The sequence below is a fragment of the Rhodococcus sp. 5A-K4 genome, assembly GCF_046097995.1.
GTDB lineage: Bacteria > Actinomycetota > Actinomycetes > Mycobacteriales > Mycobacteriaceae > Rhodococcus_F > Rhodococcus_F erythropolis.
Genome location: NZ_JBJURM010000019.1, coordinates 20,323 through 37,945 on the forward strand (window position 1 = coordinate 20,323; position 17,623 = coordinate 37,945).

The window sequence follows — 17,623 nt, forward strand, 5'->3', positions numbered from 1 at the left end:
ATGGCACTCGGACCAGAGAACGCGCGGGCTCGGCACAATCAACACGCCCTCATCGAGAAGTCGTCACTCGGCACAGACACCGCCCGTGCGCTGCGAGAGTCAGTCTCAGCTGAGCATGGCCACCGGATAGCGCAGGAAGCAGCACGACGGGAGAACGGAACCTATTGCCCTGCGTGCAAGCTGAACACCCCGCCCGCCCCGTACTGCACCAACTGCGGAGGTTCCACCATGGTGGATCGGTGGCCCACCCCGTCTATCCCTACCGAGCCCGCCGAGGAGACGACGGTGAAGGCCTTCGACATCGATGCAGCGGTCGAAAGAGTGTCGGAGGCAGTGCGGGCAGCGTTCGTCGAGATGCAGCGTTTGGGCCTCTTGGGGCCTACCGACGCACCAGAATCGTGGCCCACGTGGAACGACGTCCCCGACGGAATATGGTTCACGCGCAATGGTCTTGGACCGATCGTCGCAAATCGCAAGCGCGGGGCACTGGTCGATTGCCGTCGCCGCGATGGCTCGACCATCGTGATGCCCTACCAGTTCTCCGTCACGTCCCCGTACGATCGCGGGCCGTTCGTGCCGGTCGAGGTCGAGCGGTGAACGCCACCGAGCGGTCCCTGTTGGACCGCATCGATGCGCTCGTCGACGAGCAGCTCGACGGCGGCGAACCGGAGACCGGGTACGACTTCGATGATCCGGACTTCCCCGGTTGCCCGCACTGCAATCGTGATTGGCACGGTCTGGCAATCACGGAACGGATCGAGCGGATGCGCCAGTACGGCATGTTCGATGTGAAGTACAAGTACGCCGAGGATGATTCGCCTGTGCTGTGCCCGGGCTCGGATTTCATCGGACCGTGGGCGACACCGCATCAGATCAAGTCGATGAGGCATCGCCGGTTTCTCGGGACAACCCCGAGGACGCCGCCATGGATTGAGTATCGGTCCACTCGAGACGCGGAGTCCACGATGGAGCCGTCCGGGGCGGCTCACGACCCCCGCGACCTCATCACGCACGAGATGCCTGATGCCCTGCGGTATCTCATTGCTGCGCGCAGCGGCCGGGAAAGCCTGCTGCTCGAGATGCTGAGGAGAAATATCACGGCGCTCTACCCGGAGGGTATGTGGTCACTCCCGCCAGCGCCGGATGATCCGTTTGTTCCGGAGGAGTGGTCCGGTGTGCCGCCGATTCGGGTGTCGTGGCGCGATCCAGCGCCGGTGACGTGGCGTGATCGGATCAACGTCGTCGGGTTCCGCGGCGTACGTCCGGATCTGGAGATCATCGACGAGACGCACATACGCGTCAGCCTTCCGGGAGGTGTTGTGCTCGCGGAAATCCCGGAGGTGCCGAGTACTCCGCAGGAGCGGGCGTTGCCGCGTCCGAGTTCGACGCCGCCGATGTGGGCGGTCGATCCCACCCGTTCTCGTCGTAGGAGGAATCAGTGAGTGCTGCAAGCAAGTTCGTGTCTGTGCCGTTCGAGGTGACGGCTATTCAGTTCTCCTCGACGGTGGCTGTGCAGGGTATTGCGCAGTGGTTGGGCGTTCCGATCGTCCGCCGGCATCGTCGCTCCGGTGCGGTAGCGACGTTGGAGTCGATCGGGTTCGAGGTCGAGGGACAGTCGTTCACGTTGTATCCGGGTGACTGGTTCGTGCGTGGCCCGAATGGCTGGTATCAGCTCGAAGCCGAGTCGTTCGCCGCTCGGTACCGGCCCGCGTGATGACCGGCCGCCCGAGCGCTCGTGCGCCCCCTGCGGTGCTTGGCCCGTTCACTTCCAATCTCATTGCGACGACAGGATTCCTGTGTCTTGGTTTCAGACCGATGATCAGTTCCCCAACAACCGGAAGTCCCGGGAGTTGGCGGAGCGAGGGCTGGAGAGTCAGCTCGACGGCCTTGCGGCGCTGGGTATGTGGAATCTCGCTGGGGCGCAGTGTCAGGCGACGGGCACCGATGGTGTCGTCAAGCGTGCTGATGCGTTCCGGTTGGTTCTCAACCCGGAGTTCGTGGACCACTTGGCGGGGTTGTTGGTGGCTGTCCGTTTGTGGCATGCACCTGGCCATGACTGCTCGAGGTGCCCGCCGGTCGAGCCGGGGACGTGGTTGTTTCACGACTGGTTCGATTTGAAGTACGACCGTGCGGCCTCGAAGCGGGTTGCCGATCGCAAGAAGATGGAACTCAAGGACAAGGGCCTGATCAATCAGGTGTGGGCGAGGGATTGCATCGACCCGGCGGATCCTGGAACTGGCAAGTGCCGTTACTGCGGCAAGGTCGTCAAACGCAAGGACACCCGCTCCACGGACGGTGCTCGTCCGTGGCTCGACCACGTCGACCCCACCAGAGCCGATGGCGCACGCAACGTCGTCCTCTCGTGCAGTGGGTGCAATCAGAGGAAGGGCAATCGGACGCCCGCAGAGGCCGGCCTCGTGCTGCTGCCACCGCCGCGTCCGGTCGTTGACACCGTTTCGTCCGTCTCGCCGCAGCGCGCCGCCGCTGGGAACGTCTCGCCGGGTAATGCCGCCGCAGGGACCTTCTCGCCGTCGCCGAGCGTCGCAGGGACGGCCGAAACAGTGTCAGCCCACCCAGGAACCCCCGCAACGGTGTCGCAGCCGTCAGCGACCGCAGGGCAGCCCCACACGGGCAGCTCGCCGCTGACACGCTCCGCAGGCACCACCGCCGAGGTGACCGACCACTCTGAGACCACCGACCGACCACGGGAACGACCACACGAAAACCACGGTAAGCAAGCTGTCCCCGTGCGTGCGACGCGCACGCACACGGGCCTGGCAGGGTCAGGGCAGGGTAAGGGTTTGGGTAGGGGTGTGGGGAAGGGTTCCGGTACAGGGTCACCTGCCGATACCCACCCAGGTGAGATCCCTCGTAAACGACGTCGACGCAGAGGCCGTGGTCAATCCACCTCGCTACCGCAACCTGTGAATCCATCAGTCTCAGAGATCACCACTGACAGAGATCCCAACCTCGACGCAGGCGAAGCACCAGAGGTATTCGTGCACGCACAGTTCGGATCACCGTGGAAGAACTGGGTCGGCGCGCCGTCCACCGTCGACGAGACCACCTGCCCGATCCACCACATCGAAGACCCCTGCCACAAATGCCTCGACGAGGAAGGCCAGAACCGATGACCACCACCGAGCAGCTCGACGAAACCTCGATCGACAAACTCGACCAGCTCGCACTCCACCTCGTCGGAATCGTCCACGGCGACGGCGAACAGCGCGAGGTCACCACCCTCACCCGATCACTGACCCGAGAGCAGCTCATCGGACTCGCGATCTCCTGCGCCGCGATGGTCGACCCCGGCAAGTCCGTCGACCAACTCCTCGAATGGCTCGACCCCACCGCGAACCACTACATCGACGGCACCCGCTACACCGACTCCCAGATCCGCGACGCCCACGCAGCATTCGCCGGCGGCGACCGCAGGGACAAGATCGTCCGAATCGAGAAGGCATACCAGAAGCTCATCCGCTCGTCAGCGATGAAGGCACGCCGATGATCAACCCCGATCACCTCTGCCGAGCGGAGCACCAGTGCCGCGGCCGCCGACGAGACATCAAGTCCGGAGACTGGCTACCGGCACTCACCCTCACCCCGAACACCCTGTGCCACTCGTGCGTCCTGTGGGTCGAAGGCGCTGTCGCGCAACTCGGTACAGAACACGACGCACTGCAAGCACTGTTCCTCGACCCGTCCGCACGCCCCGGCGGCGGAGTCAAGGCAGCGTCACCGGCGCCGGCCGTCCCGATCAACGTCTACACCGACGCCCTCGCCCAAGACATCCGCGAGACCGTCCACAGGTGCGCCGAGCTGATCTGCGAAGCCATCCGCCGCGACACACCCGAGCAGAGGTTCTTCGGATCCCACTACTCGATCGTCGCCAACAACGTCCACGTCCTGCTCGCCATCCCCTCACACGAGACGACGGAATGGAACCGCGCAGGCGACGACTGGATCTACGTCGTCCACGACGGACCGACGCTCGCCCTCAAGCTCGTCGACCTCCATCGCCGAGCACGCGCCACCATCGGCCAGGAACGCGGCCGCGACCGCATGCCGTTGCCCTGCCCGCGCTGTGAGGAGCACCAACTCGGACGCTGGTACGGCTCCGTCACTGTCGACTGCCTCGCGTGCGGAAGCCGCTGGGCCGAATCCGACTACAAGCAAATGACTCTCGTCCTCGCCGCCACGCCAGGACTCACGCCGCCGCCACGCATCCGGCATCTCGCATCCAACTATCGAAGGACCAACCGCATGACCCACATCCTCGAATTCCTCCGCGCCCGCCTCGACGACGAGGAACGCATCGCCGACGCCACAACGGAGTACCAACCGATCGACGAATGGGAGGCCATCGGCGTAGAAGACGACGACAACCCCGAGATCGCACGACAGTGCTGGACCGTCTGCGAGATCGCAACGCCACGTCGCAACAACCAGGCCGCTCGCTCACTCATGACCCACATCGCCCACCACGACCCCGCACGAGTACTCCGCGACGTCGCAGCCAAACGCGCGACCCTCGACACACTCTTCGCAGCTGATCTTCTGCCTACTCAGTGGTCGATCTTCGCCAAGGTGATCGAGCCGATGGCAGCTGTGTACTCCGATCACCCTGACTACCAGAAGGAATGGACGCTATGACCCACCCTCAGCCTGTCGTGAACACCATCGCCACGATGAATGTCAGCCAGGTGACGCTCGATGTCTTGGAGCAGTTCGTCAACGCCACACGTGGCTGGCCGCGAGACACAGTCGTCAGTATCACGAACAGCGTTCACCGCAGTGAATCGAACACGTGCATCTCGGCCACGATGAAAGGCACGGAATGAGTGCCCCGAAGCGTGACGGCACCATCGAAGATGCGCAACGGCACGTCGATGCGTGGGCTGACACTGGCGACGGATACCGCAATCTCGGTAAACGACATGTCCTGCAATGCCTCTGGTGCGACAAGTACTTCGATGGCAGAACCAAAGCGGACGCCCTGGCCAAATATCGAGAGCACGAGAAGGAGGTCGCTGCTGTCGCACACCGCGCCTACGCCGCGCAGTTCGAAGCCGATCGGTGTGTGAGCGATGGCGACTGATCTGCGGGCGATCATGGACCGGGACGAGCGGATGTCGAAGATGCTTCGTGACCCGGACTTGACCGATGATGCGTTGCTGTTCGCGTTAGCGACGCTGGAGTTCATCAAGTGCATGCAGCAACCCAGGCATCGGCGTGGGTGGAAGAAGAAGCAGGACTGGATGCGTGAGGTCAGCATCATGGCATTCGGGGAGTCGAAGAAGGACTACCGCGTCAAGCGTGTGATCCGCGAGGACATTCCTCGCTACGAGGCGTCAGGTGCGGCGTGTACCGGCTGTGTGGCCCCGATGATCCGCCGTGAGGGATTGTGCGGCAAGAACACCTACACCTCGTGGATCGACCGGGATCCGCTCACCGGTGAGGCGAAGTGGGTTGGCTACTGCACGCGGCACTACGGCCACGACAAGGACATGGAGCACCGCCGGCGGTTGGAGGAGTGGCGAGCGAACGGTGAACCCAGCCCACCGCCCAATCGTGGTGGTGTCCTGGCTCGCCACATCTCGGCGGACTGGCCGTACCTGTACGAATGGGCGGCTCCGCACCTGACGCCATTGGAGGGCGGCAAGGAAGCGACGCCGCCTCGTCCGGTGTTCGAGTTGATCAGAGGAGGGTGAGATGGGTGGGTGGCCGAATCCGGCTGACAGTCCAGTCGAGGTGGCTCGTCGTGTGGCGCAGTCGTATCGGATGGCGTTGGAGTCGGTGAGTCCGGAGCTGTGCGCTCGTATCGATGGGCAGGCGGTGGAGGTTGGACAGGGTTGGGTGGTGCCGAATGCTGTGCCGCTCAACACGGATGAGCTGATGAGTGCCAAGGATCTGGAGGCGGTCTTGTTCGTGCCGGCCTCCACATTGCGCACGTGGGCGCATCGCGGTTTGCTCTCGAAGTACACGGCCGAGGACGGCAGTCCGGTGTACTTGGTGTCCGAAGTGTTGGCGCACCGATCAAGCACGAGGCGAGCACGAAAGGCACGCGCCGCCGACACGAGTTGACCTGCGCTTGCGTTGCTCTCGTGTTTCAGGGACACTGGAGACCACTGGCCGACGTGACTTCACAGCACGTCGGCCTTCGTCGTATCCAGGGTCTGGAGGTCGTCATGGCCCACACACCACGGAGCAAGGGACGCACCGGCCGGCCTTACCGCCGAGCAGTCGAACGAGTGAAGCGCCGTAGCCAGGTCTGCTGGCTGTGCAACGAGGCGATCGACATGTCGCTGAAGTGGCCGGACCCGATGAGCTTCAGCGCGGACCATGTGGAGTCCGTGAAGTCGCTGCCTCCGAACGATCCCAAGCTCACTGACCCGAAGAACCTTATGCCAGCACATCTTTCGTGCAACTCGCGGCGAGGTGACGGCAGCCGCGAGGCGCCGCGCCAGCTGCGGTGGTCGCGGCAGTGGCTCGTCTGACGCTCTGACCTGCACCCCTGGGGGGTACCCCCGGGGCCGGCAAGGCGGGGGACCGCACGGCGCCAGCGCCCTTTCTCTCCCCAGGGATGGTGAAAAATGCCAGGTCAGGACGCCGAAACCGCCGATGTGGCAGCGGTCACAATTCTGCCGGAAATGCCGAAAGGCCTGCTCAAGCGCGGTCGCGGCTTGTGGGACGAGAAGGCGCAGATCTTGGCCGGCCATCCGCTCGGGTTGATCGTCCTCGCGGAGCTGTGCCGCACCGTCGATCGGTGTGAACGCCTCGACGCGCAGCTGCGCGGCCGCGACAAGGAATGGATGAGCATCGATCTCGATCCTTTCTTCCGCGAGCACCGGCTGTCCGCCGGCGTCACCGTCGTCGACGTCACTGCCAAGGTCGTGATGAACGCGCCGCTGCGTGAGGCACGCCAGCAGCAGACAGTTCTCAAGCAACTCGCGGCGCAGGTCGATGCGTTCGAGCGCGCAGCTGTCGATGCCGGTGCAGGACGGGCAAGTTCACCGGCCGAGACGCCGGGCGTTCCCTCGATCATGGACAAGATCCGTGCTCGAAACGCCTGACGTCGGCGGTGCGGTGGCCGAGAAACCACCGCTGGACGGTTCGCAGAAGCCGCGGTTGTCGAACTACCCAACGTTCTTCACCACGCTCGGCGACGACGCGATCGACTTGTACGAGGCGACCGGGTTCGAATTGCTGGAGTGGGAGAAGGATGCTTGCCGGCATCTGATGGGCGAGGAGAAGAACTTTCGGTGGAGTTCTCCGCGTTCGCTGATCATCGCGCCGCGCCAGAACGGTAAGAACGTCATCGTCGAGGTTCGCGAATTGGCGGGGTTGTACCTGCTCGGTGAGCGCAAGATCCTGCACACCGCGCACGAGTTCAAGACGGCCAAGGACGCGTTCATCGACTTGTCCGCGCGCATCGCGAAAATCGAAGAGCTCGAGGACATGTGCCTGCTCCCGCACCGCACGTCGAACGAGGAGGTCTCGATCCGGCTCAAGCCGCATCGCGGCGAGCGAGATCCGCGCTACATCCGGTACCTCGCCCGCACTGCGGACGCGGCGCGCGGATTCAAGAAGGTGGACCTGTTCGTCGGCGACGAGGCGTACGCGATCACCCACGAACAGGTAGCGGCGTTCCGGCCCACACAGTCGGCCGCGCCGAACCGCCAGTTCATCCTGCTGTCGAGCGCGGGCACGGGCAACAGCGAGTTCCTCGCTCAGCAACGCAACGCCGGTATCGAGCACACGGCGAGCGGGTTGTTGTTCCTCGAGTACTCGGCGGACCCGGAGGCTGACCTCGACGATCACGACGCGTGGGCGATCGCGAACCCGTCGTACCCGATCCACAAGACGCACGAGTTCATGCTCGAAGAGCGCGAGCTGCAGGGTGAGATCCAGTTCGCGCGCGAGCATCTGGGCATCTGGGACGACCCGCGTGTGAACGCAGCGATCACCCCGGCGATGTGGGAAGCGTGCAGGGACGAGTCCTCGCAGGTTCTCGACCCGGTGGCGATCGCTGTCGATGTCACTCCGGATCAAGCGTTCTCGTCGATCTCGATCGCCGGTCGACGCGAAGACGGATTGCCGTATGTCGAACTCGTCTATCACGAGCGCGGCATGCACTGGGTGGTCGAGACGGCGGCGCGGCTCAAGCTCGAGCACGACGCTCTCGGGGTGGTCCTCGACGGCGGCGGCCAGGCGGGCGCGTTGATCGCGGGATTCCGCGAGATCGGGTTCGAGGTCGAGGTGACCGGTGCGCGGGACATGGCGCAGGGCGCCGGTGCGTTCTACGCCGAGGTCGAAGAAGAACGGATGCGGCACAACGGCGAACCGGATCTCGTGTCGGCGGTCGCAGCATCACGCAGACGTCAAGTCGGTGACGCGTGGGCGTGGGACCGACGGGACACGTCGGCAGATATCAGTCCGTTGGTCGCGTGCACGTTGGCGTGGCACGGATACACGAGGTTGATCACCGCATCCAGTACTAAACGGGTGCGCAGTGGGAAGGTGTGGTGATCGGATGCTCATCGAGAGCGAGGCCGTCAAGGTCGCGAAGGATCTCCTTCCGAAGTTGTATCAGGAACGCAAAAGGCTTACCCGGCTCGACAAGTGGTACCGCTGGGACCAAGAGGATCTGACGTTGCCGAGGTCGGCGACCAACGAACTCAAAGCTCTCCAGAAGCTGGCGAAGACGCCGTGGCTGTGGCTTGTGGTGACGACGCTCGCGCAGGCGATGTTCGTCGACGACTACCGATCGTCGACGGCTAAGGAGACCTCGCCGCAGTGGACGACGTGGATGGCGAACGGAATGGACGTGCGCCAGATAGCGATTCATCGCGCCGCGCTGGCCTACGGCTACTCGTACGTGAGTGTGATGCCCGGGATCGATGATCTCGGGCGTAAGCAGTCTGTGATTCGTGGCGTCTCGCCGCGTAAGGCATTCGCTGTGTACGAGGACCCGGCCGAGGACGAGTGGCCCGAATACGTGTTGCGCGATGATCCGGGCGGCAAACTACGTCTGATCGACGACCAGGTGGTGCACAACCTCCAGCGCGTGGGCAACGACGGCGAGATCGAGCACGTCGGATTCGAGTGGCACGGCGCTGACCGCTGCCCGTTCATCCGGTACGCGAACGATCTCGACCTCGAAGGCCGCGCGACCGGCCAGGTGGAGCCGTTCATCGGCGTGGCGAACAGGATCAACAAGACCACCTACGACCGGTTGCAGACACAGCACTTCAATTCGTGGAAGGTCCGCACGGTCTCGGGTATGGCCGAGCCTGAGACCGACACCGAGAAGGCGCGTGCGGAACTGTTGTTGCGGCAGAACGATCTGTTGGTCGCGGAAGACCCGGATACCAAGTTCGGGACTTTGGACGAGACGCCGCTCGACGGGTTCATCGCGGCTGCCGAATCCGACATCGAGGCACTCTCGGCGACGAGTCAGACGCCGTCGTATGCGCTGACCGGCAAGCTGGTCAACCTCAATGCGGAGGCGTTGGTGGCTGCTCGTCACCCGTTGACGCAGAAGGTGTTCGAGATCCGGACCTCGTTCGGTGGTTCGCACAATCGGACGATGCGGTTGAGTGCGTGGTTCGAGGAGGACTACGAGATCGCCACTGATGTCAGCGCGTCGGTCAAGTGGCAGGACCTCGAGGCGCGGTCGCTTTCGCAGGCAGTCGATGCGTACGGCAAGGCAGCGAAGTTGCTCGGCGTTCCGGTGCAGGCGCTGTGGGGCCGGATTCCGGGTGTGTCGAAGACCGACGTCGAGGAGTGGCAGAAGATGGCGCTCGACAGCGATCCTCTGGCCGAGTACCTGCGTGACCAGTTCGGCCCGGTCACCTCGGCTGATCATCTCTTGGGGGTTTGATGGCTCGCACGAAACTCGGTCGCAAGCTGACCGAGTTGCATCGGCGTGCGCAGCTGCGACTCTCGGCTCAGGTGGTCGCGGATCTGCGGCGCGCGTGGCGGATTCTCGCGTTTCAGCGATTGGACGAGACGCAGGGTCCGTGGTTGCAGGTCGCGGTCCCGGTGATCGAGGCGGCGCACATGCAGTCGCAGGAGATCTCGGCACAGTACGTGCAGGACTTCCGCGCTGCGGAGCGTCCGGAGCTTCGACCGATCCCGTGGGTCGAGCCGGTGCGCACGGTGCTCGGTGAGGATCGATCACCGGCTCCGGTGCCGGTTCCGGAGAGCACGGCGAAACCGTCTGCGCGGAGCCGGGTTACGGATTCTTCGCAGTCGGGGCAGTCTGCTCGTTCGCGGGCCCGGGTCACTGATCCGGAAGCTGCCGAGCGGGGGACACGGTCACGGGCGCGGGTCACCGACAACACCGCGCCGACAACGCGAGCCCGTTCACGCTCGCGGGTCAGTGTGGCGGAGCCGATCGAACTCGACCTCGACCGGACAGCTCGTGGTCTGTTGATCACTGGGCCGGTGCGGGCACGCAAGCTGATGCCGGCACCGGAAGCCGACGCGATGGACAAGGCGTTCGTGTCCTCGACGTCGGCGGCTGTGCGGATGGTCGCCGAGGGAGGACGGGACTTCACGCAGAAGATCGTCGAACTCGATCGCGAGGCATTGGGATTCGCGCGAGTGACGAAGGCTGAACCCTGCTGGTTCTGCGCGATGCTCGCCAGTCTCGGCGCGGTCTACAAGGGTCAGACGTCGTTCTCGTCGACGGACGCTCGGTACACCGGCGGCGGCACGGCGAAGGTGCATGACGGGTGTCAGTGCACGTTGGAGCCGATCTACGACGAGACCGCGGATCTTCCCGACCGGACAGCGGAGTTCCGGGCGTTGTGGGACGAGGCGACGGCCGGTGCGAGTGGGCACGAGGCGACGGTGTTGTTTCGGCGTGCATACGAGGGCCGGACTCAGGAGAACGATCCAGCGCATCCGGACACGCCGAAGGAACCGGAGAAAGGCAGCGACGAGTACAAGCGAGCACTCGCGGAGCGGTTGCTGCCGAAGTTCGAGAGCCAGCTCGAGACGCTGCTCGCGGACGGCCGAGGCGAAGACTCCGAACCTGTCATCTACCACCGCGCACAGATCGCCCGTCACCGCGAGGCACTCGGACTGGGGCCCGGCGAGAAGACACCGGAAACGAAGGCCAGTGGCGGGAGTACTCCTCCGCCGAAGGCACCGAGTACTCGCAGCGTTGCCAGCGGCGACGAGGGCGATACGTGGCGGGTTCCCGATGCAGAGGTCCCGGCTCAGTATCCGGAAGTCGGTGGTGACGGAGGCGGCGTGCCGTTCACTCCGGATCAGCGTCCGAGCGTCGATGCGCGTTTCGCTCACATCGCGGACGGTGACAAGAACCGGGACGGGAAGATCGTTTCCGGTGGTCACCGCTTCGGAAGCAACGTCATCGGCAAGGACGGACGCCCGAAAGAAGAGTTCCCGGACGTTCCGGACACGCAGCTCAAGGCGATGATCGATCGAGCGCTCGCAGATCCGACGTCGATCACCCGGCGCGGCGGTCAGATGGACTTTCGGCGGATCGTCGACGGGTGTCCGGTGGTGGTGCGGGTGCGCGGCCGGGAGGGTCCGGGGCGGATCAACACCGCGTATCCGGCGTGGAAGGAACTCGAAAGGGCTCGGACTACCGGCGAAGGGCGGCTACTATGGGGACTGTGAGCAGGACATTCGAGGATTTCGAAGACCTGGCCGAAGCGATGTATCGCTCCGGCCGCTTCGTCGATTCCTCCGACGTCGCTGATGCCGCGGTCTCGGCGTACGAGGCGGGCGAGTACTTCTACTCCGTCGTCTCGATGGTCGAGTTCGCCGCCGATCACCAGATCACGCTCGGCGAGTTCCGCAGCGAGGTCGACCGACTGATCATCCCGCTCTTCGACGACGAGATCGACCTGACCTCGTTCCGGGAGTACCTCGACAAGGTTCCCAACCGCAGAGCCGCATAAGTAGTTTTCACCAGCTACACCCGAATGCCCCGTTGACCATCTGGTCCGGGGCATTCGGCGTTTCATCACGACTTCCTCGCCGGGTTCGGTGAGGCTCGCTCACGGTCAGCGATCAATGACCGGTATGCCGACGGGCTCACGGGAGATACCAATGAATGTCAAGACCACACGTGCACATGCCGGATTCGGTTTCGGGCACGCGGATCCTTTCACGTCGATGTCGATGAGGGCATGCCGCCAGCATCCACGCCGAGATCCGGACGGGCACAAGCCCGACGGAGGCAACGGCGGAGATGGCGGTGACGGTGGAGACGGTGGTGACGGCGGAAAGCCGTTCACTCCGATCACCACTCAAGCCGAATTCGACAAAGCACTCGGTGCGCGGCTGACACGTGAGCGGGCGCAGTACGCCAATCACGATACGTACAAAGCCAGTCACGACGAGTTGCAGAAGATCAGGGACGGCGAGAAGTCCGAGACGGAGAAGGAACGTGATCTTCGCGTCGCGGCCGAGAAGCGTGCCGAGCAGCTCGAACTCAAGGATCTGCAACGGTCGGTTGCCGAGGCCAAGGGCATTCCTCTCAAGCACGCCGGGCGGCTCAAAGGTGCAACCAAAGAAGAACTCGAAGCGGACGCCGACGAGTATCTCGAGGATTACACGCCGTCGGAAAGCGCTGGCAAGCCACGCATTCCGGGCAAGCCTCGGGAGAATCTGCGTGGCGGCGGCGCTCCGGACGCAGAACCCGAGGAGACCGATCCCGTCAAGTTGGCGGCCTCGATCCCTCGATACTGATCAACCACTCGCTGCGGCATGGCAGCCGACGTGGTCAACCCCAACAACCATGAGGAGGAACCATGCCGAACGAAAACGAACATGAGTTCATCAAGCCGAACGTCATCATCAACACCGCGCTCGGGCTTCTCCAGCGCGAGATCGTCATCCCGAACTTGGTGTGGCTGAATGGTTTCGGGGACTTCGCCGGAGCTGCTGACGACACGATCAGCCTGCGGGTGCCGGGTCGCCTCGGATCGCGCACTCGTGCGCTGCGCGCCGAGGGTGCGGCTCGCAACATCCAGATGGACACCCTGAAGGAGACCAAGGTCGACGTCACCCTCACCGACGACGTCTACAACGCTGTACCGGTCACCGACGAGCAGCTCAGCCTCGACATCAAGGACTTCGGCAAGCAGATCCTCGCGCCGCAGGTGCGCGGCGTCGCGGAAGGCCTCGAAATCGGCCTGGTCGAGGAAATGCGAGACGCGCCGTACCAGGCGACGGTCATCATCGACCGCTCCAACGTGTTCGACAGTTTCGTCGATGCACGTAAGGCGCTCAACGATGAGAACGTTCCGTTCGGTGAGCGGACCGCACTTGTCGGGTCGGGCATCGAAGCCGCGATCCTCAAGGACCCGAACTTCAAGCATGCCGATCAGGCTGGCTCGGATTCGGCTCTGCGCGAGGCGATTGTCGGTCGCATCGCAGGATTCACCATCGTGGTCTCCAACGCCCTCGACGACGACGAGGGTTACGTCTTCCACAAGACGGCGTACACGATGGTCACTCGTGCGCCGGCCGTCCCGGACGGTGCGAGCTTCGGAAAGTCGCAGGCCTTCAACGGGCTCGCGATGCGCTGGCTCCGGGATTACGACTTCACGTCCACCACGGACCGATCGCTGGTGGATGCGTACGTCGGCTACGGCCACGTCGTGGAGCCCGACGGGCGGTTCCTGCGCGGGGTTCGGCTGCAGCTCGGTACTGCATCCATCACCGTCGTGCCGACCACCGCGTCGGTGGTCGTCGGAGGCAACACTCAGATCACCGTCAAGGACGACGGCGGCGACGCGGTCACCCCGAAGGGTGCGACGTACACCAGCTCCGATCCGACGAAGGCGACCGTGTCGACCACAGGCAAGGTCACCGGCGTTGCAGTGGGCTCGGCGACGATCACCGCGAAGTACCAGAACAAGACGGCGACGACGGCGATCACCGTCACCGCAGCGCCCTGATCGAAGGAGTAGGCGATGACTGAACCGACCGGGCCCGCACGGCTGGCCACCACCGATCAGCTCAAGGTCCGGTTGGGGAAGTCCTCGTTCTCCACCAAGGACGAGGCCCGCGCGGCTGCTGTTCTCGACGACGTCTCTGCCCTCGCTCGCAGCGAGGGCAGAGCGTGGCCGGACGCAGCATCTGCCGGTGCCGACGTCGTGGCCGTGGTGCTCTCGGCGTCGATGCGGGCGTACAACAACCCGAACATGTACGTCTCGCGCGCTGCCGGGGTGTTCAACCATCGGGTGCACGATTCCGCTTTCGCGACAGGAACGTTCACGAAAGCCGAACTCGACATCCTCGCTCGTGCTCGCCGCAAGGCCAGTCGATCGTCGGGGTTGTGGACGCAGGCAACGACGAAGGGCGGGTACGGGTTCCCGACTGGGTTCGTTCCGGTCGACGGTTCGTCCGATCCGTTCCCGGTGTACGCGGAGGATGATCCGTTCAACGCGTACGGCGATCACTACTCGGGCGGCTCTCGATGATGCCGGGTGAGGGCGAGACCATCGAGGTGTTCCCGCCGGTGGATTCCGTGGTCGTCGACCGGCACGGTGACACCGATGCGCCGGCGACCTCGTATGAGGTCGAGGATGTTCTGATCGACTGGGACGCCACGATGGACACTCCGGTGCGCGGTACTGCCGGCGCTCGCGGGCAGAACGTGCTCACGAAGGTGATCCTGATCTGTCCGGAAGGTACCGAGATCGTCAACGGCGCAAAGGTGAAGTTGCCGGGTGTTGCGGCGAAGTTCACCGTTGACGGCGATCCTGCGCCGTGGCGGATGGGTAGCTGGGAGCCAGGTGTGATCGTTCGGCTCAAGGGGGTGAAATGACATGGCAATCAGGAACTATCAGCCCAACCATGCGGGGATCGGCGAGTTGCTCAAGGGCAGACAGATGCGCTCGCTGGTGCGTGAGCGGGCTGAGATGGCGGAAGCGCTCTACCGCGGCCGCGTCGCTCGTCGTACCGGGATGCTCGCCCGAGATACCCGGGTGTCGACGTTCCTCGGCGGTCCGCTCAACAACATGGCCAAGGGCGACCGCTGGGTCGGCCGGTTGACAGTCGGCAATCAGCGCGTCGAGTACGGCGCGAGTCACGAGTTCGGTACCGACAACGGCGACGAGCGGATAGTGGCAGGCGCGCACGATCTGCCTGCGGTGCTCGCAGAATTGCGGAACGTATGAGTGTCAACGACTTTCCGTCGATCGACGATCTTCCGGACTGGCCCGATCTCGAAGACCTGATGTGTACGTACTTCGCACGGTTCGGCACAGCGTTGACGCAGCGCCCGAATCCGGACGAGTTCAACGAAAGGCTGACGGCCGGTGAGGTGTTCATCGAGATCGCCCGCGCCGGCGGCGGCGCTCCTGACGGCCGCCTGGATCTCGCTCCGATCGTCGTCGCAGTCACCTCGACCAAGCGCAGCACGTCGTGGCAGGTGATGGGTCAGATCCGCAAAGCCGTCCAGGTCGCCAACAACGGCGTCACCATCGACGGGGTACTGATTCACTCGATCACCGAAACCGGTGAGCTGTCGATGATTCCGCAGTTGGGTGTCGATCCACGGACCGTCGAGTTGACGTTCGTCACGATCGCCCCGATGCCGCGCACTCGCTGACTGCGCCGCACCACCCTGAAGCCATCCGATGACCGGGTGGCTTTTTTCATGCCCGAGAACTTCGGTTCCCTCTTTCACTCCGATAGGAGCACCATGTCCATCTCCTCGTTCAAAGATGCCAACAACGACCTGATCATTTCCGCGCTCGATCTCGCGATCGTCCTCACGCCGTATTCGAATCCGATGCTCGAAACGCTCGAGGATCCGGCGACAGGTGACCTCATCACGCTGCCTGAGCACTGGCGCTCTGTGGGTTTGACGGAGAAGAAGTCGGGTGTGAACTTCGGTCACGAGACCTCGTCGACGGACATCGAGTCCTACGGTGAGTCGGAGCCGACGAAGAAGATCATGAACAAGCGCACCGGCACCACGGATTTCGTGATGCAGGAGTCGAATCGTCAGGCGCTGGAGCTGTTCTGGCAGGCTGACTACTCGGACATCGAACCGTCCGAGCACGGCGGTATCGTGCTTCCCGCTCCGGGGCGTCCGACGATCCGGTTCTACCACGCGATCGTGCTCGGCACTGATGGCGCGGAAGGCGCGGAGATCTACCCGTACTGGCTGTTGCCGAAGGTGTCGGTGACCAAGGTCGACAACCAGTCGTCCAACGACGACGGGTCGATCACGTACCACCCGACTCTGACCTGGTACAAGGACCGCAACTTCCTCACCAGCCTCGTGTCCGGTGGCACGGCGTCGGCGCAGGGCTTCTGTGGTCTCGGCTGGGCGAACCTGGTCGAGGCGGCTGGATTCGGTGCACCTGCCGGCACAACGCTGGCGATCTCGACGGTCACCCTGCCCGGTGGCACGGTCGGCGCGTCGTATTCGCAGACGCTGACTGCGTCCGGTGGTAATGGCGCGAAGACGTGGTCGCTGCAGACCGGGACGCTGCCGGCCGGACTGAATCTCAACGCGTCGACCGGTGTCATCTCCGGAACGCCGAGCGCGGCCGGTACGTCGAACGTGACCGTCAAGGTCACCGACGCCGCGGCTGCTACCGCAACGAAGGCCCTGTCGATCGTCGTCAGCGCCTGACCCACTGACGGCCCCTGGTCGTCTCCCACGCCTGGCCGCACGGTGATGTCCCAGCCACCGTGCGGCCAGCCTTTTCGTATCCGGCTGGGACGCTGGGAAGGAAAACAATCATGTCCGAGAACACATTCACTGCTCCGCCACTGGTCGACTCGCTCGATGCCACACCAGCGCCCGCGGCGTTCGGCGGCAAGTTCGCCGAGTACCAGCAGCGCGCAGCACTCAAGGCCCGCCCGCCTGTCATCTTCGGCGCAGAGGAAGGTTTCGATCCGCCGATCGTGATCGCGCCGGCGAATCCGGAGCGTATGGACGCGATGAACCGGGTCATCTTCGACAAGGACAAGCTGACCATCTTGATGGCCGGCGCTCTCGACGAGGACGATCCGAACTTCGACGCGCACGGCCGTAAGGAGTTCGATCGCCTGTGGGCTGTGATCGGGCAGATGCCGATCGAGGTGTATCGGGTTCTGTTCCAGGATGTCTGGGATCAGCTCTTCGGTAAGGGAGCGGCGAATGTGCCGGGGGGTTCGAAGCGCTCCTAGCTCTAGTCGAGAACTACGGGGCGCAGCTGCGCTACGACTTTCACGCTCACCTCACCCTCGATCTCGACGACTGGTTTCGAGGTGAGCGTGACTGGCGCACGTTCTGGGAACTGAAAGACGAACTGCCGATGGGCAGCAAGTACAAGGCAGCGCTCCAGGACGACGACGAACACGCTGCCGTGTTGCTGCGGTTGCATCCGGAACTCGCGCAACCGGCCAAGGCGGGCAAAGCCGGAATCCCGTTGCAGGGCTTCACTCCCGAGATGGCACTGCTCGCTCGCGGATTGAACCATCTGATCGCGCTGCTGGCGGCGTTGGTGGGTGCCAAGGATCCGAAGTTCATCGACCCTCCGCGCACTGCCCTCGATCGGGTGATCGAAGCCGGTCGCGGCAACGGAATGGCGCGCACGCTCGCGAAAGCTCTTCCGCACCAACACCAATAACTGAA

General features: G+C 64.1%; 25 protein-coding genes. All 25 read left to right on the forward strand.

All coding sequences use genetic code 11. The annotated features are described in order from the left end of the window. The 25 genes from ACKAMS_RS22630 (at position 1) to ACKAMS_RS22750 (ending at position 17,618) form a co-directional block, all read left to right on the forward strand. Positions 1-597 (forward strand): hypothetical protein, encoded by a 597-nt coding sequence (locus ACKAMS_RS22630; RefSeq protein ID WP_408989541.1) that lies wholly within the window; start codon positions 1-3, stop codon positions 595-597. Beyond that, positions 594-1,442, forward strand: a complete 849-nt coding sequence (locus ACKAMS_RS22635; protein WP_408989542.1) for a hypothetical protein — start codon at positions 594-596, stop codon at positions 1,440-1,442. Before ACKAMS_RS22630 ends, ACKAMS_RS22635 begins: the two co-directional genes overlap by 4 nt. After that, a complete protein-coding gene (locus ACKAMS_RS22640) occupies positions 1,439-1,714 on the forward strand; it encodes a hypothetical protein (RefSeq protein WP_408989543.1) in 276 nt (91 codons plus the stop codon). Before ACKAMS_RS22635 ends, ACKAMS_RS22640 begins: the two co-directional genes overlap by 4 nt. Before the next feature lie 82 nt (positions 1,715-1,796). Beyond that, entirely contained in the window at positions 1,797-3,134 is a 1,338-nt protein-coding gene (locus tag ACKAMS_RS22645) for a hypothetical protein (RefSeq protein WP_408989544.1), read from the forward strand. Next, positions 3,131-3,508, forward strand: coding sequence for a hypothetical protein (locus ACKAMS_RS22650; RefSeq protein WP_408989545.1), 378 nt, complete (start codon positions 3,131-3,133; stop codon positions 3,506-3,508). Before ACKAMS_RS22645 ends, ACKAMS_RS22650 begins: the two co-directional genes overlap by 4 nt. Continuing rightward, positions 3,505-4,653 carry a DUF6221 family protein gene (locus ACKAMS_RS22655; RefSeq protein WP_408989546.1) on the forward strand — a complete coding sequence of 383 codons (1,149 nt, stop codon included), beginning with the start codon at positions 3,505-3,507 and terminating at the stop codon, positions 4,651-4,653. The genes ACKAMS_RS22650 and ACKAMS_RS22655 overlap by 4 nt, the downstream gene beginning before the upstream one ends. Beyond that, the gene (locus ACKAMS_RS22660; RefSeq protein WP_408989547.1) at positions 4,650-4,841 is read left to right on the forward strand and encodes a hypothetical protein; all 192 of its coding nucleotides are present in this window, start codon (positions 4,650-4,652) and stop codon (positions 4,839-4,841) included. The genes ACKAMS_RS22655 and ACKAMS_RS22660 overlap by 4 nt, the downstream gene beginning before the upstream one ends. Continuing rightward, entirely contained in the window at positions 4,838-5,098 is a 261-nt protein-coding gene (locus ACKAMS_RS22665; RefSeq protein WP_408989548.1) for a hypothetical protein, read from the forward strand. Before ACKAMS_RS22660 ends, ACKAMS_RS22665 begins: the two co-directional genes overlap by 4 nt. After that, positions 5,088-5,711 carry a hypothetical protein gene (locus ACKAMS_RS22670; RefSeq protein ID WP_408989549.1) on the forward strand — a complete coding sequence of 208 codons (624 nt, stop codon included), beginning with the start codon at positions 5,088-5,090 and terminating at the stop codon, positions 5,709-5,711. Before ACKAMS_RS22665 ends, ACKAMS_RS22670 begins: the two co-directional genes overlap by 11 nt. A gap of 1 nt (position 5,712) precedes the next feature. Then, positions 5,713-6,084 carry a hypothetical protein gene (locus ACKAMS_RS22675; RefSeq protein ID WP_408989550.1) on the forward strand — a complete coding sequence of 124 codons (372 nt, stop codon included), beginning with the start codon at positions 5,713-5,715 and terminating at the stop codon, positions 6,082-6,084. Between the two features lie 53 nt (positions 6,085-6,137). Next, positions 6,138-6,497, forward strand: a complete 360-nt coding sequence (locus ACKAMS_RS22680; protein WP_346842999.1) for an HNH endonuclease — start codon at positions 6,138-6,140, stop codon at positions 6,495-6,497. A gap of 96 nt (positions 6,498-6,593) precedes the next feature. Continuing rightward, positions 6,594-7,073 carry a hypothetical protein gene (locus ACKAMS_RS22685; protein ID WP_408989551.1) on the forward strand — a complete coding sequence of 160 codons (480 nt, stop codon included), beginning with the start codon at positions 6,594-6,596 and terminating at the stop codon, positions 7,071-7,073. Continuing rightward, positions 7,057-8,529, forward strand: a complete 1,473-nt coding sequence (locus ACKAMS_RS22690) for a hypothetical protein (protein WP_408989552.1) — start codon at positions 7,057-7,059, stop codon at positions 8,527-8,529. The genes ACKAMS_RS22685 and ACKAMS_RS22690 overlap by 17 nt, the downstream gene beginning before the upstream one ends. 4 nt (positions 8,530-8,533) lie before the next feature. Continuing rightward, entirely contained in the window at positions 8,534-9,883 is a 1,350-nt protein-coding gene (locus ACKAMS_RS22695; RefSeq protein WP_408989553.1) for a phage portal protein, read from the forward strand. Continuing rightward, on the forward strand, positions 9,883-11,652 hold the full coding sequence (locus ACKAMS_RS22700; protein WP_408989554.1) for a hypothetical protein: 1,770 nt from the start codon (positions 9,883-9,885) through the stop codon (positions 11,650-11,652). Before ACKAMS_RS22695 ends, ACKAMS_RS22700 begins: the two co-directional genes overlap by 1 nt. Then, entirely contained in the window at positions 11,649-11,936 is a 288-nt protein-coding gene (locus ACKAMS_RS22705; protein ID WP_317827544.1) for a hypothetical protein, read from the forward strand. Before ACKAMS_RS22700 ends, ACKAMS_RS22705 begins: the two co-directional genes overlap by 4 nt. A 151-nt stretch (positions 11,937-12,087) precedes the next feature. Then, the gene (locus ACKAMS_RS22710) at positions 12,088-12,729 is read left to right on the forward strand and encodes a hypothetical protein (RefSeq protein WP_408989555.1); all 642 of its coding nucleotides are present in this window, start codon (positions 12,088-12,090) and stop codon (positions 12,727-12,729) included. Between the two features lie 62 nt (positions 12,730-12,791). Next, the gene (locus ACKAMS_RS22715; RefSeq protein ID WP_408989556.1) at positions 12,792-13,943 is read left to right on the forward strand and encodes a P22 phage major capsid protein family protein; all 1,152 of its coding nucleotides are present in this window, start codon (positions 12,792-12,794) and stop codon (positions 13,941-13,943) included. A 15-nt stretch (positions 13,944-13,958) separates the two neighbouring features. Next, complete coding sequence (locus ACKAMS_RS22720) at positions 13,959-14,468, forward strand: hypothetical protein (RefSeq protein WP_408989557.1); 510 nt, start codon at positions 13,959-13,961, stop codon at positions 14,466-14,468. Beyond that, entirely contained in the window at positions 14,465-14,815 is a 351-nt protein-coding gene (locus ACKAMS_RS22725) for a hypothetical protein (RefSeq protein ID WP_408989558.1), read from the forward strand. The genes ACKAMS_RS22720 and ACKAMS_RS22725 overlap by 4 nt, the downstream gene beginning before the upstream one ends. 1 nt (position 14,816) lies before the next feature. Beyond that, complete coding sequence (locus ACKAMS_RS22730; RefSeq protein WP_408989559.1) at positions 14,817-15,167, forward strand: hypothetical protein; 351 nt, start codon at positions 14,817-14,819, stop codon at positions 15,165-15,167. Beyond that, complete coding sequence (locus ACKAMS_RS22735; RefSeq protein WP_408989560.1) at positions 15,164-15,601, forward strand: hypothetical protein; 438 nt, start codon at positions 15,164-15,166, stop codon at positions 15,599-15,601. The genes ACKAMS_RS22730 and ACKAMS_RS22735 overlap by 4 nt, the downstream gene beginning before the upstream one ends. 93 nt (positions 15,602-15,694) lie before the next feature. Further along, a complete protein-coding gene (locus tag ACKAMS_RS22740) occupies positions 15,695-16,636 on the forward strand; it encodes an Ig domain-containing protein (RefSeq protein WP_408989561.1) in 942 nt (313 codons plus the stop codon). Between the two features lie 110 nt (positions 16,637-16,746). Beyond that, the gene (locus tag ACKAMS_RS22745) at positions 16,747-17,175 is read left to right on the forward strand and encodes a hypothetical protein (protein WP_295101563.1); all 429 of its coding nucleotides are present in this window, start codon (positions 16,747-16,749) and stop codon (positions 17,173-17,175) included. A gap of 128 nt (positions 17,176-17,303) precedes the next feature. After that, positions 17,304-17,618 carry a hypothetical protein gene (locus ACKAMS_RS22750; RefSeq protein WP_408989562.1) on the forward strand — a complete coding sequence of 105 codons (315 nt, stop codon included), beginning with the start codon at positions 17,304-17,306 and terminating at the stop codon, positions 17,616-17,618. Positions 17,619-17,623 lie beyond the last annotated feature (5 nt).